General features: G+C 41.4%; 11 protein-coding genes and 4 tRNA genes. 6 read left to right on the plus strand and 9 right to left on the minus strand.

Annotation, left to right across the window (positions count from 1 at the left end; translation table 11 throughout):
- Both ACRWQN_RS14680 and rlmKL read right to left on the minus strand, forming a co-directional pair.
- The gene (locus ACRWQN_RS14680) at positions 1-231 is read right to left on the minus strand and encodes a glutaredoxin family protein (protein ID WP_434926724.1); all 231 of its coding nucleotides are present in this window, start codon (positions 229-231) and stop codon (positions 1-3) included.
- Positions 221-2,356 (minus strand): bifunctional 23S rRNA (guanine(2069)-N(7))-methyltransferase RlmK/23S rRNA (guanine(2445)-N(2))-methyltransferase RlmL, encoded by a 2,136-nt coding sequence (rlmKL, locus tag ACRWQN_RS14685; protein WP_434940670.1) that lies wholly within the window; start codon positions 2,354-2,356, stop codon positions 221-223. The genes ACRWQN_RS14680 and rlmKL overlap by 11 nt, the downstream gene beginning before the upstream one ends.
- A gap of 309 nt (positions 2,357-2,665) precedes the next feature.
- On the opposite strand from rlmKL, the gene ACRWQN_RS14690 reads away from it, so the two are divergent.
- The 4 genes from ACRWQN_RS14690 (at position 2,666) to ACRWQN_RS14705 (ending at position 3,118) form a co-directional block, all read left to right on the plus strand.
- A tRNA-Met gene (locus tag ACRWQN_RS14690) sits at positions 2,666-2,742 on the plus strand.
- Positions 2,743-2,799: 57 nt separating this feature from the next.
- Positions 2,800-2,876, plus strand: a tRNA-Met gene (locus ACRWQN_RS14695).
- Between the two features lie 36 nt (positions 2,877-2,912).
- Positions 2,913-2,989 (plus strand) — tRNA-Met (locus ACRWQN_RS14700).
- Positions 2,990-3,041: 52 nt separating this feature from the next.
- Positions 3,042-3,118, plus strand: a tRNA-Met gene (locus ACRWQN_RS14705).
- 683 nt (positions 3,119-3,801) lie between these two features.
- Here the strand turns inward: ACRWQN_RS14705 and ACRWQN_RS14710 are convergent.
- From ACRWQN_RS14710 to prmB, 6 genes are all read right to left on the minus strand, one after another.
- A complete protein-coding gene (locus ACRWQN_RS14710; protein ID WP_434926725.1) occupies positions 3,802-4,383 on the minus strand; it encodes an RNA methyltransferase in 582 nt (193 codons plus the stop codon).
- A 3-nt stretch (positions 4,384-4,386) separates the two neighbouring features.
- Positions 4,387-4,665, minus strand: coding sequence for a YfcL family protein (locus ACRWQN_RS14715; RefSeq protein WP_226414285.1), 279 nt, complete (start codon positions 4,663-4,665; stop codon positions 4,387-4,389).
- A gap of 4 nt (positions 4,666-4,669) precedes the next feature.
- Positions 4,670-5,854: an ATP-NAD kinase family protein gene (locus tag ACRWQN_RS14720; RefSeq protein ID WP_434938561.1), complete on the minus strand. Its 1,185-nt coding sequence runs from the start codon at positions 5,852-5,854 to the stop codon at positions 4,670-4,672.
- A 64-nt stretch (positions 5,855-5,918) separates the two neighbouring features.
- Positions 5,919-7,088 carry an MFS transporter gene (locus tag ACRWQN_RS14725; RefSeq protein ID WP_434938563.1) on the minus strand — a complete coding sequence of 390 codons (1,170 nt, stop codon included), beginning with the start codon at positions 7,086-7,088 and terminating at the stop codon, positions 5,919-5,921.
- Positions 7,089-8,183, minus strand: coding sequence for a chorismate synthase (gene aroC, locus ACRWQN_RS14730; protein WP_434931472.1), 1,095 nt, complete (start codon positions 8,181-8,183; stop codon positions 7,089-7,091).
- A 63-nt stretch (positions 8,184-8,246) separates the two neighbouring features.
- Positions 8,247-9,191, minus strand: coding sequence for a 50S ribosomal protein L3 N(5)-glutamine methyltransferase (prmB, locus tag ACRWQN_RS14735; RefSeq protein WP_226414274.1), 945 nt, complete (start codon positions 9,189-9,191; stop codon positions 8,247-8,249).
- Positions 9,192-9,270: 79 nt separating this feature from the next.
- Here prmB and smrB point away from each other — a divergent pair, with 79 nt between their 5' ends.
- Positions 9,271-9,798: an endonuclease SmrB gene (smrB, locus tag ACRWQN_RS14740; protein ID WP_226414271.1), complete on the plus strand. Its 528-nt coding sequence runs from the start codon at positions 9,271-9,273 to the stop codon at positions 9,796-9,798.
- A 75-nt stretch (positions 9,799-9,873) separates the two neighbouring features.
- On the opposite strand, the gene sixA is transcribed toward smrB, so the two are convergent.
- Positions 9,874-10,341, minus strand: a complete 468-nt coding sequence (sixA, locus tag ACRWQN_RS14745; RefSeq protein WP_434938565.1) for a phosphohistidine phosphatase SixA — start codon at positions 10,339-10,341, stop codon at positions 9,874-9,876.
- Between the two features lie 189 nt (positions 10,342-10,530).
- On the opposite strand from sixA, the gene ACRWQN_RS14750 reads away from it, so the two are divergent.
- Positions 10,531-13,317, plus strand: a complete 2,787-nt coding sequence (locus ACRWQN_RS14750) for an insulinase family protein (protein WP_434938567.1) — start codon at positions 10,531-10,533, stop codon at positions 13,315-13,317.
- Positions 13,318-13,515: the final 198 nt, after the last annotated feature.

Below are 13,515 nucleotides of genomic sequence, written 5' to 3' on the forward strand. Positions count from 1 at the left end.
CTACTCTCCTAAAAATCGCGCTAATTCAGACGCATTGAAAGGCCAACATATTTCACGCTGGCCATCAGCAAACACGGGGATGGAAGTGCCATAACGCTCGGCTAACTCTGCAACTTCACAAATATCGACCTGCTTAAAATTGATTTTAGATTGCTCAACCAAAGCTAATGCTAACTCGCACAAGTGACAGCCTTCGGTGTGATACAACACATATTCACTCTCATTTGGCATGGGTAATTAGCCAAACATTGTGAATATGAGGATTACGTTTAAAATCAAGCGGCAAACACTGGTCATCAATATTGACAACATTCATGCCCATCTTGGTTAATAAATCGATATCCATTTTAAATTTACGTTTATTGTTAGAGAAGATAATTTCACCTTCTGGAGACAACAATTTGATTGCATCACCTAACATATTGACGTAGTCACGCTGAACGTCCCAGCTGTCTTCCATACGTTTTGAGTTAGAAAACGTTGGCGGATCTATGAATATAAGCTCATATTTATTATGGCTACTTTCTTTAATCCACTGTAAACAATCGGCCTGTACAAATTGGTAATGTCTACCCGCTAGGCGGTTTAAGCTGAAGTTTTCTTTCGCCCAGCTGATATAAGTGTTCGACATATCAACGGTAGTAACCGATTTAGCACCGCCTAATGCTGCATGAACTGACGCGGTACCCGTGTAGGCAAAAAGGTTTAATACATTACGATCTCGTGACTTTTCACCTACCAGTTTGCGAGTAACTCTATGGTCTAAGAACAGACCTGTATCTAAATAACCGGTTAAGTTTAATTTGAAACGTGCGCCATATTCTTGGGTGATAACTTCTAACTTTTTCTCATCCAACTTTTCATATTGATTAGTGCCTTTTTGGCGCTCTCGCGTTTTCAAGGTAATTTTATCAGCACTAATGCCTAGTGCACCTGGTAAAGACAGTAAAACATCACTAACACGACGTTTAGTAATCGCTTCTGGAATAGTCGCAGGGGCTGAATATTCTTGAATCACAACGTAATCAACGTATTTGTCGATAGCAACGTTATATTCTGGCAAATCGGCATCGTAGATACGGTAGCTATTGATATTTTCTTTCTTTGCCCACTTTTCTAACTGCTTCATATTCTTTTTAATACGATTAGAAAACGCGGGGGCAATATCAACAATATCGACGCCTTCAGGTAACTCAGGCGCGATGCGACGGGTGTCTGTTGCATGCAGGGTATAAAGGTTAAACACACACTCAAGTGCACCGTTAAACATTTTCATTTGTTTATCGGCTTTAAGCTTTAGTGATGAGATAAGCTCTACATCACTGCACAGCATGGCCACTTTCCAACCACCAAATTCTTTTTTGAACTTGTCGCCGAGTTGATAGTAAAGCTGTAGTAGCTCAGTCACACTGCCAAGACGTTCACCATACGGTGGGTTAGAAATTAAGAAACCTTCCGCTTCAGGTGGGGTTAATTGCAGCACGCCGGTAACATTAAACTCAATAAGATCATCGACACCTGCGTTTTCAGCATTGCGCTGTGCCAGTGACACGATACGAGAATCGATATCAGAGCCATAAAACTTAATGTTACAACGGCTTTTACCTAAGGTTGCACGTGCGTGAGCTTCTTCTAGAACAGATGCCCACATGGTTTTGTTATGGCTGCGCCAACACTCAAAACCAAAGCGTTCACGCTTAAGACCTGGGGCAATATCGCAAGCCATTAACGCCGCTTCAATTAGTATGGTGCCACTACCACAAAATGGGTCTAATAAGGTAACAGGTTGTTGTTGCCAACCTGAACGGACCAACATATTGGCAGCTAAATTCTCTTTTAATGGCGCTTCACCGGTAGTCGAGCGGTAACCACGCTGATGCAAAGACGAACCTGAAAAGTTCATCGCTATAGTGACTTGTCCATTTCGGAAATGTGCATCAATTTTAAAATCAGGGTTAACCCTTTCAACATCGGGGCGATTGTCACCATCATCACGGAAACGGTCAACGACAGCATCTTTGATTTTTAACGCACCAAACTGGGTGTTGTTAATAAAACCGCCGGTACCGTGAAAATCGATACTAAAGGTATTCTTATTAGAAAAATGCGACGGCCAGTCAATACAGTAAGCAGCGTTATATAACTGCTCCGGTGATTCACAAGGACCTTTATAGATAACCAACACAATTCGGCTTGCTAACCTTGTCCATAAAGTGATCCGATAGGCGAGTTCAAGGGGGGCAGAAAAATAAACACCTGCAACACTTTCTTTTACCTCTTGCGCACCGAATTCTTTCAGTTCACAAGCAAGGCTATATTCAAACCCTTTCGGGGAGGCAGCAAAAAAATTAAACATGGGTTGGCTAGTCATCTTTACTCAATAAATTCTGAGGCGCATTATACCTGCTCAAACGGATATCCCCAACGACTTATCTAATTTGGTAGTGCTTCTATTGCCTAACGTTAATGAGACAACCTCATCTTTTAGCCCTTAAGCCTAAAAATCGCTATTTAAACAACCAAACCGAGCACTTTACCTGCAAACAGGTGCATATTTTAAAAATACGCTTGCAAAGCCAAAGGTCAGTCGTTATAGTTCGCTCCGCTTTGAAGGGCAAAGCAAACTTTCTTAAGGATGCGAGTCAACAAAGCAGCGTTTATCGGACGCGGGATGGAGCAGTATGGTAGCTCGTCGGGCTCATAACCCGAAGGTCGCCGGTTCAAATCCGGCTCCCGCAACCAATAATTATTTAATAGAACTTTAAATAATTACGATAAACGAAGCGATTCAAATACAGTCGCGGGATGGAGCAGTATGGTAGCTCGTCGGGCTCATAACCCGAAGGTCGTCGGTTCAAATCCGGCTCCCGCAACCAATTTGATGAGCAAGTAATAAAAGCGATAAATACAGTCGCGGGATGGAGCAGTATGGTAGCTCGTCGGGCTCATAACCCGAAGGTCGTCGGTTCAAATCCGGCTCCCGCAACCAATTTATAACTAATGAAGAAATAGATTTACCCAGCAAAAGCAACAAATACAGTCGCGGGATGGAGCAGTATGGTAGCTCGTCGGGCTCATAACCCGAAGGTCGCCGGTTCAAATCCGGCTCCCGCAACCAATTTAATAGTGTTGTTTAGTTTGTAGATATGTCGGGCTCAGCTCTTATTACCTACAAAAGTCGTCTGTTCAAATCCGGCTCCCGCAACCAATTTATTAATCTTAGTTATCATCACAACCCTTTCCAGTTTTAAAAATCTCACTATCACAATAGTAAAAAAACCTTAGAGCAACTCGTCCGGCTCAACTTTTTATACAAGCCTACGAAGGTCGCCGCTTCTGTTGTTAACAGTAATCCGGCTCCCGCAACCAATTTATTAATCTTAGTTATAATCACAACCCTTTCTTTTTTTTAAAATCTCACTATCACAATAGTAAAAAATCTTAAAGCAACTCGTCCGGCTCGACTCTTTATACAAGCCAACGAATGTCGTCGCTTAAGTTATTAACAGTAATCCAGCTCCCGCAATCTATTTATTATCACCACCCTCTTTATTTTTAACACTCCCACTGATAAAACAAAAACCTAAAAGCAACTCATCGGGGATAATCACTTTATGCCCGCCAAAAGAAAACCGCTGATTAAGCTTCGCTAGGAAAATGAGTTAGTGATGATTGTTGCGGATTTTTAGGAAGATAAAAAATAGATATTTATGGATGAAGTAAGAAAACTAAAACGTGGAATTAAAACAACATAGAAACAAAGTGCCTTGATGATTAACAGCAAAACACCCTACTTATTGGTTACTTCTTTAACCAGTGCTTCACGCGGGTACGGTTATTAGTATCGCGATTTTTGATAATCAGCTTATCATCCGTTTGATGCTCAGTTGATTTGGCTAATCGGTCATAGAGCAACACATTTACTGAAGCAGCAAGATTCATACACCCTTTGGTCGGCACATAAACTACGTCATCAGCGGCATCGATAAGCTGCTGGGGAATGGTGCCATCTTCAGGGCCAAAAATGTAGAAGGCATTCTCTGGATGGATAAATTGCGGTAATGGAATCGCACCCACAACAAGATCAACGCAAATGACCTTACTGCCTTTGGGCACTTGGGCTAATAATGATTCAACGCCTTTCAGTGGAATGGTTTTGGCAGCTTGCTTTTTATCAACTTCATATTGAGTATCCGCTTTAACCGCAAAATCATAACGTCTACCAGTATAAAATACTTGATTGACACCATAGCAACCCGATGCGCGCATAATCCCGCCCACATTCACTGGGGTTTTGGGATTAACCAGCCCAATTGCAACGTGAGCAGATACTTGCTCAAATGCTGTTTCGAGCTGTTTATCATCTAATATAGTAAGTGACATTAACTATGCTACTGCAGATACAATACGACTGCGTAATTGCTGCCAAGCTTGGGCAACTAATACATAATCAGCATCATTAAGTTCTTCATTTGCCAGCGCAAGACACTGAATCACTTGATTGTCGAGTGCATCAATACCTTGATCAGCTTGTACTTCAAGTTTTGCTAAAACCACTGCAATATGGCCTTGTAAGTAACCACTGGCAAATAATGCATCATCATCACCATTGCTAACGGTTTCTTGTATCCAAGATTCCATCGCGACATCATACTTTTCTAACATGGGTTTATTCCACCAAATCTGGGTTAGCCACTTGATACATGACGTAATCATGGTAACCAGTTATTACTTTATAATAGCCTGTAAGGGCTACATCTAATTCTGGGTCGCCACTATCCACAATTAATGGCCGTCCTTCAAGTGCTTTTAGCTTAGTTTTTGTGGCAACGATCAAAATATTGTCTTTACCCAGCTGTTTTATCAATGCGGGTGACAATTGTTGGTTACCTCTTCCAAGCACATGACCTTGGCCACCAATTAAGGTGATCACAAGCTTGGCTGATTTGCCGTTTGTTATCTGCAGCAACTCTTGGGCTGTTACATCTGTGGCAATTAATTGTTTGTCTTGAATAACATCAACACCAAGTAAGGTGTTATCTAAATAAAGATCATCCATAATTGCCGCGACAGTACTGCCAGAGCCCATGATAAAAATCTCATCATCCATAGATTCAATCACATCGGCTGCAATATCTGCCAATACCAATTCATCTGTCTCTTTGCCACCCATTTTTACCGCTTGTACATAACGCGGCTCAGCAGGAACTAACATTTCACCGAAACGTTTGGCTTTAACTGTGCCTTGTCTGAATGCCGTTTCATCAATATCCATGACATCAGCGGTCATTAAACTGACTAACTCACCGTCCAGCAGCATTTTAACCACTAAACCCGAAGCCTTAGGCGTTATGCCATAAACGCCTGAATGAATTTTAACCCCAGCAGGTACGCCTAATACAGGAATAGCATCATCAACAATAGAGTACACATCTCTTGCAGTACCATCACCACCAGCAAAGAGTAATAAATCCAGTGACTGATCTAATAATGCCTTTACAGCGTCACGGGTATCTTGCTGTGTGGTAATTAATACTCTTTGAGTACTTTTATTAACTTCACTTAGATCCGCACCAGATTGATTTTGATTATCACCGCAGTGATGCACAACCTGAGTATTAAAGCCCATTTTAACCGCCAAATCCTCGCCCATATTGCCCGACGAGGTAACGATTTCAATTCTGTCTTTATAAGCGGACACAACATCTAGAGCCTGTTGCATACGCAGATGCGCTTTGGGCTCAGCACCTTTGGCCAATGCTTCTTCGGCAACACCGTCAGACCCTTTTAAACCGACACTGCCACCTAAACCTGCTAGTGGGTTAATGAGTAAACCTAAACGAAACGGCTTCACATTGGCTCCTTCTCTATAAATTGCAGTTGAATGAAACAATTAATCTATATTTGAATCCACAACATCAGCTGTGCTGGCTTCTACCATTCATATCGGGAATAAACATAACGGCCACGGCAGAGGCTATCGCACAAGTTGCTGCGAATAACCAAACTTGCGCAGCGCCACTACCATCGCCCCAAATATAGCCGCTAACCCAAGTTCCTAACGCACCACCCACACCAAAACTTAAGCTAGCATATAAGGCCTGGCCAGTACTGCGATGATGGATACCAAAGTGACGGTGAATAAATTGAATAGACACGGCATGGGTCAAACCAAAAGTAAATGCATGCAATGTTTGGCTAAAAATCAGCATAATAACCACATCGGGATAATACCCTAAAATTAGCCAACGCACAGAGGTCAGCACAATACTAACAATAAGCAACAGGCGTAAACCATATTTGCCAATCAATTTTGAAGCGTATAAAAAGATGCCTATCTCGGCCAATACCCCAAAGGCCACCATGATCCCAGCGAAGGTTTCTGAATAACCAACTTGCTTAAGATAGAGCACAAAAAAACCGTAGAAAGGTCCAACACTCATTTGTAATAACAGGGCTGACAATAGAAACAGAATGATTGATTTATCTAGTCGTAATTTAGGTCGTTCTGACCCGCTTAACACAGCGGCTTTAGTTGAAGGTAGCGGCATTGAACATATTAATAATCCAATAAATAATACCATGCCAATATACGGCAACACCTCAGCCCCTAAACGTTCGATACTCACGCCAGTAAGCACAACTAAAACAATGTAACCAACGCTGCCCCAACTTCGAATTGCGCCATATTGATTGGCATTGTCACCTAAGGTCTCAAGAGTGATGACTTCAAGTTGCGCTAAAATGGCATTCCAAAAAAAGGTATAGATGGTCAAGCTAATCGCTAAATACCAAAAACCACCTTCAAAGAAAAAGCTGATAAAAGTCAGTGCTGCACAAAAAGCCCCTAGCTTGATCAACCCTGCCCGCATCCCTGTTCTATCAGCAACCATAGCCCAAAGGTTAGGCGCAACAATCCGCGTCGCCATGAGTATGGCAAGTAATGAACCAATCTCTTGGGCATCAAACCCACGGGCGTCAAAAAACACCCCAAGATAAGGGACTAGAACACCAAGAATAGCAAAGAAGAAAAAATAACAAGCCCTGAGCCAGCGAAGCTGAAACTCAGGGCTAGAATTGGTTGGCATTTAGCGCATTCCGATTACAGGTGTTAGGCTGTGAACATCTTGATTTTGAGCACGATGACGTAATAGATGATCCATCAATACAATCGCTAACATAGCTTCAGCAATAGGCACTGCACGGATCCCGACACAGGGATCATGACGACCTTTAGTGACAACATCAGCCACTTCTCCTTGAGCGGTCATACTTTTACCTGGCACACTAATACTTGATGTTGGCTTTAAGGCGATATTAGCCACAATCGGTTGGCCTGAGGATATGCCACCTAATACGCCGCCGGCATGATTTGACTCAAACCCAAGCGGTGACATCAAATCACGCCCTTCAGATCCTTTTTGTGTCACCACACCAAATCCATCACCAATCTCAACACCCTTTACCGCATTAATACCCATTAGTGCGTGGGCAATATCTGCATCTAAGCGATCAAATACTGGTTCACCAAGACCCACTGGCACACCTGTAGCTAATACGGTAATTTTTGCACCGACAGAGTCGCCTGACTTTTTAAGCTCGCGCATATATTCATCTAGTGCATCAAGCTTTGACGCATCAGGAAAGAAAAAGGCATTTTGCTCAACCTGTGCTAAATCAACTGAATCAGCAGCAATCGGACCCAGCTGTGATAAATAACCATGAATGTCAATACCATGCACCGCTTTCAAATACTTTTTAGCCACAGCACCAGCCGCAACACGCATCGCGGTTTCACGGGCTGACGAACGTCCACCGCCACGATAATCACGCAGACCATACTTTTGCTGGTAAGTGTAATCAGCATGTCCAGGGCGGAATAAGTCCTTTATGTTGGAGTAGTCTTGGCTACGTTGGTCGGTATTTTCAATCAATAAACCAATCGAAGTCCCTGTGGTTTTACCCTCAAATACCCCAGATAAAATACGCACTTCATCAGCTTCACGACGAGCTGTTGTATAGCGTGATGTGCCGGGACGACGACGGTCAAGATCATGTTGCATATCTTCAACGGTTAATTCTAGCCCCGGCGGGCAACCATCAATAATACACCCAAGTGCCACACCGTGACTTTCACCAAAGGTGGTGACGACAAAGTTTTGCCCAATACTATTTCCTGACATGCGCCATTTATCCCTTTACCAATAAAAAACTGAATAGCGTAATGCTACACTATTACAGCATGATTATTCACTATCTTTATAGATGGCAAAAAGTGATTGATTTTCAACTAGCTGATCACGGGTTAATACAAACACCCCGTCACCACCAAATTCAAACTCGACCCACATGAAGGGTACATCAGGGAATTGCTCCATTAAATGCACCATAGAATTACCCACTTCAACCACCAATAAACCGTTCTCGGTTAAGTAATCGGCTGCGTTAGCTAAAATACGCTTGGTTAAATCTAACCCATCACGGCCCGATGCTAAACCAATGGCTGGCTCGTGATGATATTCACTTGGCATATCATCAATATCTTCAGCATCTACATAAGGAGGATTAGATACGATCAAATCGTAATGTGGCCCTTTTTCAATTGCTGCAAACATATCTGACTGAATTGGGAATACACGATCTAACACGCCTAAAGTCTCGATATTAATTTGCGCCACTTCTAGGGCATCTTCACTAATATCAAGCGCATCAACTTCAGCATCTTCAAAAGCATAAGCACAGGCTATGGCAATACAGCCGCTGCCAGTACACAAGTCCATAATACGATGTACTGGTTTGTTGTATAACCAAGGGCTGAAATTATTATTAATCATTTCAGCAATAGGTGAACGTGGCACTAACACACGCTCATCAACAAAAAACTCTAATCCTGCGAAATGGGCTTTATTAGTCAAATAAGGAACCGGTAATCGTTCACGAACACGGCGAATAATCAGCTCAACTATTTTATGTTTTTCGCTACTGGTTAGGTTGCTTTGAATAACTTGCTGGCCTATTTCTTCCGGTAGGTGTAATGCATGAAAAACTAATGCAATGGCTTCATCCCAAGCATTATCTGTACCATGGCCATAAAAAATTCCGGCGTCATTAAAACGGCTAACAGCCCAACGGAGCATATCGCCAATAGTACGTAACTCGGTTACCGCTTCATCTACAAAAATTTTATCCAAAACACACTCCTAAAAAATAGTTCTGCTGCATTGTAACTGATGTCTATTAAGATGGGCTAGAATTCAATACAATATCGCCATGAATGACAAAAATATCACTGATTTCGAGTCGTTTAGTGATTTAGTTGCTGGGATAAAACCCCTTAAGCAACAAGCCCATCACTTTAAACAACCCGTAAAAAACAAACAGCAAGTGGAAATAAAAGAGCTACAGCTTCATTCAAGTAGCTACTTTTCTGACACCTATCAACCGTTATTGCCCGTCACAGGGCCAATGCGCTGGACGAACGACGGCGTTGATAAAATAGAGTTAAAACGTTTACGCCGTGGCGATTACGTACCAGACCTATTGCTTGATTTGCATGGATTAAGACAATCAGAAGCCAAACTAGAGCTTGCCGCTCTTATTCAAGCATGCGTAAAGCAAAACAGCATTTGCTGCAGTGTAATGCATGGATATGGTATGGGGATTTTAAAGCAGCAGCTGCCCATGTGGTTAGCACAACACCCCAAAGTAAAGGCTTTTCATCAAGCACCTAAAGAATGGGGCGGTGATGCAGCACTACTGATTTTGATTGATATTGGCGATCAGCCACATCGAAGATAGATTGAGAGATAATCGGCTATTAATCTTACAAGATGAATAGCCCTATCATTTACTGAAACTTTGTAGAAATAAACGTTACACCCCACTAGGGTAATTCATGCCCACAAAGCTTGCTTGTTCTGAATGCTTGTCAATTTGTGCAAAAGCAGAGGTGGCAAAAATAGGCGGTTCTAATCCCGCAACTAGTTCACTCACCAAAAAACCTACTATCGGCATGTGAGTAATCACTAACACAGTGTCTGCTTTGTATTGCTGAGCATAAGCTAAAATAGCATCAGCGGCCATTTTAGGGTCACCTGAAGGGGTAATATTGTCTAACACAACGCATTTTCTTACTTTAGGTAAGTGTTTACTGACGACTTGCCACGTTTGTTGGGCGCGCAAATAAGGGCTGACTAAAACTAAATCAAGCTGAGAAATGCGACTATTGAGTAAGTTAGCCATTTGGCCAGTTTGGTAACGTCCGTGATGCGTTAACATCCTTTCACGATCTGATGGCGCATCAAAACTGGCTTCACCATGGCGCATCAAAAATAGCTGCATACTTAACTCATTATCAATCTTATTTTACTAATACGTCAATTGTAGCGTCATTAAAGCACTTGCGAAACCGTCACCAAACAAAAATTAACTCAACTTTAGTCGATAGTGGTCATAAAGTTTGACGAGTTATTTGCTAAAAGCCGATAACAATATCAATATGTAACTAGAACCGTTACTTGGAGCCTTCACTTGTCCGATTTTCCAGCAATACATGCAAGTCAAAATGATCATCGTTTATACCGTTATATCCGCTTATCGAATCAACTTCGGGTATTACTGGTTGAAGATGTACAAACCAACCAAGCAGCGGCATCAATGGCTGTTCAAGTTGGTCACTTTGATGATCCTGTCGATCGCCCAGGTATGGCACACTTTTTAGAACATATGCTATTTTTAGGAACAGAAAAGTTCCCTGACTCAGGTGAGTACCATGCTTTTATTAATCAGCATGGCGGTAATAACAATGCTTGGACAGGCACTGAACAAACAAACTTTTTTTACACCATTAATGCAGATGTTTTTGAAGAGTCATTAGATCGCTTCAGTCAGTTTTTTATTGCGCCTAAATTTGATATCGAATTGGTCGATAGAGAGCGTCATGCTATTGAGTCTGAGTATAGTTTAAAGCTAAAAGACGATATTCGCCGTGTATATCAGGTGCAAAAAGAGACCACTAACCAAGCCCACCCTTTTTCTAAATTCTCAGTGGGTAATCTCGCCACATTATCTGGGCCGCAGTCGGAATTACGTGAAGAACTACTGTCGTTTTATCAACAGCAATATTGCGCAAACATTATGACTCTGTGTTTGGTTTCGCCTGCTTCCCTGGACCAATCAGAATTATGGGCTAAAACCTATTTTGAAGGCATCGTCAATCGAGGAGTAAGTAAACACTACCCTTCTGAATCACTGATTACAGATACTGAACGCCTCAAACAGATTTCAATTATCCCTTTAAAACAACAAAAACGAATCAGTGTAAATTTTGCACTACCCGGAATTGACCAATTCTATAAACGCAAACCATTAACCTTTATAAGTCACCTGTTAGGCAATGAAAGTCCAGGAAGTTTGTTGTCTTACTTAAAAGAGCAAGGCTTAGCTAATAACTTATCAGCTGGCGGTGGCATCAATGGGTTTAACTTTAAGGATTACTCAGTCAGTATTCAATTAACTGATCAAGGTTTTAATGCTATCGATGAAGTCGTTAAGTGTATTTTTGAATATATCCAACTCATCAAAATACATGGACTTGAAGATTGGCGTTACCAAGAACGCGCTAATTTATTAAACACCGCTTTTCGGTTTCAAGAACAAATTAAAGCATTAGATCTCGCCAGCCACCTCAGCATTAACATGCATCACTATGATATTGAGGATGTGGTCTATGGTGATTATAGAATGGATAACTTGGATGTGGCTGAAGCACTGTCGCTACTTGAATTAATGCATCCGCTCAATATGCGCTTGCAGGTTGTTGCCCAAGATCTTGATACCGACAAGCAAGCGGCCTGGTATCACACACCTTACAAGGTATCGAATATTGAGTTATCACGATTAGCATATTGGCAACAAACTGAGATTAGACAAGCTTTAAAACTGCCCCAAGCTAATCCATTTATTGTGCCCGATCCACAATCAAGAAATGAAGCAAGTCAACATCCAGTACCTGTGGTAGTGGCTGAAGGCGAAGGCTATAGAATTTGGCATAGAAAAGATGACGAGTTTAATGTGCCCAAAGGGCACCTTTACTTATCACTTGATTCACAAAAAGCCAGTATGTCACCGCGTCATGCAACCTTAACCCGTTTATATGTTGAGCTCTTGCTAGACTACTTAACTGAATCAACCTATCAGGCTGAAGTTGCTGGATTAAATTATAATATTTATCCGCATCAAGGTGGCATTACCCTCCACCTTACTGGGTTTACGGGCAATCAGGAAACCTTGCTTGCGTTGATTATTCATAAAGGGCGTGAGCGACAATTTACCCAAGAACGCTTTAACATGATCCGTAAGCAGATTTTAAGAAGCTGGAATAATGTTGCTCAAGCAAAACCTATCTCACAATTATTTACCAGCTTAACAGTCACATTACAAAAGCGTAGTTTTGAACCGGTAAGAATGGCAGAAGAGCTCGAAACAATTACCTTAGATGAACTTCACAATCATGTAAGTGAATTTTATGAAAAAATCTATCTGGAAGGTCTAGTCTACGGTGATTGGTTAGTTTCAGAAGCTCAAGCATTGGGTAAGAAATTACAACACTTATTATCCCTGGTGACAAAACCTAGCCATGAATCATCACGAGAGTTAGTTAACTTACAAGGTGTTGGTACCTTGCTACGTGAGAAAGCAATCCAGCATCAAGACAGTGCTATTATTGTTTATTATCAATCTAGTGAAGCAACTACAGATAAGATGGCACTGTTCAGTTTATTAAACCATACAATGTCATCAACCTTTTTTCATGAACTGCGTACAAAACAGCAATTAGGTTACATGGTAGGCACAGGTTACCTGCCACTCAACAGACATCCTGGGCTGATTTTTTATATCCAATCCCCTTCTACTGGTCCCCGAGTTTTGCTTGAAGCCATTGATGAGTTTATAGCCGACTTTAGCTATGCGGTAATGCAAATAACCAATGAGCAATGGGAAAGTACTAAACAGGGTTTAATTAGCCAAATTATGGAACACGATTCTAATCTCAAAACCCGTGGACAGCGCTATTGGGTTAGTCTAGGTAATAGGGATTATCAATTTGATCAACGTGAAAATGTTGCCGCAAAGGTCGAAACACTCACCAGAGCAGACTTAATCAAATTCATGATGCAACAGATGCGGAGCAAGCATTGTGACCGCTTAGTCTTATTCAGTTGTGGTGAGCAACATTCTCAACAGCAACTCGGATCTAAAAATATGATTCTAGATCTAAGAACATTTAAGCAAGCTGCTGAAAAATTTAACTTTTAGAGATTATGTCTGTTAACATTAAATTACTTTGTAAATGTTTAACATCAACTTAAACCATACAAAAAACTAACTTTATTACTATGTGGAGTATAAATCACTAATTACTTAGTACTAGTTAAACAAAACAACTAACTCGTATAAAATTACACCACCTCAAGAAGGGTAAAAAAACAACACTTAGTCTCATTTGTGTTAACA

The organism is Shewanella sp. HL-SH8 (assembly GCF_051165765.1).
Classification (GTDB): Bacteria; Pseudomonadota; Gammaproteobacteria; order Enterobacterales; family Shewanellaceae; genus Shewanella; species Shewanella glacialimarina.

Coding starts and splice junctions, on each gene's coding strand:
- ACRWQN_RS14680 (WP_434926724.1), bottom strand. CDS start 231: ATGCCAAATGAGAGTGAATATGTGTTGTATCACACCGAAGGCTGTCAC.
- rlmKL (WP_434940670.1), bottom strand. CDS start 2,356: ATGTTTAATTTTTTTGCTGCCTCCCCGAAAGGGTTTGAATATAGCCTT.
- ACRWQN_RS14710 (WP_434926725.1), bottom strand. CDS start 4,383: ATGTCACTTACTATATTAGATGATAAACAGCTCGAAACAGCATTTGAG.
- ACRWQN_RS14715 (WP_226414285.1), bottom strand. CDS start 4,665: ATGTTAGAAAAGTATGATGTCGCGATGGAATCTTGGATACAAGAAACC.
- ACRWQN_RS14725 (WP_434938563.1), bottom strand. CDS start 7,088: ATGCCAACCAATTCTAGCCCTGAGTTTCAGCTTCGCTGGCTCAGGGCT.
- aroC (WP_434931472.1), bottom strand. CDS start 8,183: ATGTCAGGAAATAGTATTGGGCAAAACTTTGTCGTCACCACCTTTGGT.
- smrB (WP_226414271.1), top strand. CDS start 9,271: ATGAATGACAAAAATATCACTGATTTCGAGTCGTTTAGTGATTTAGTT.
- sixA (WP_434938565.1), bottom strand. CDS start 10,341: ATGCAGCTATTTTTGATGCGCCATGGTGAAGCCAGTTTTGATGCGCCA.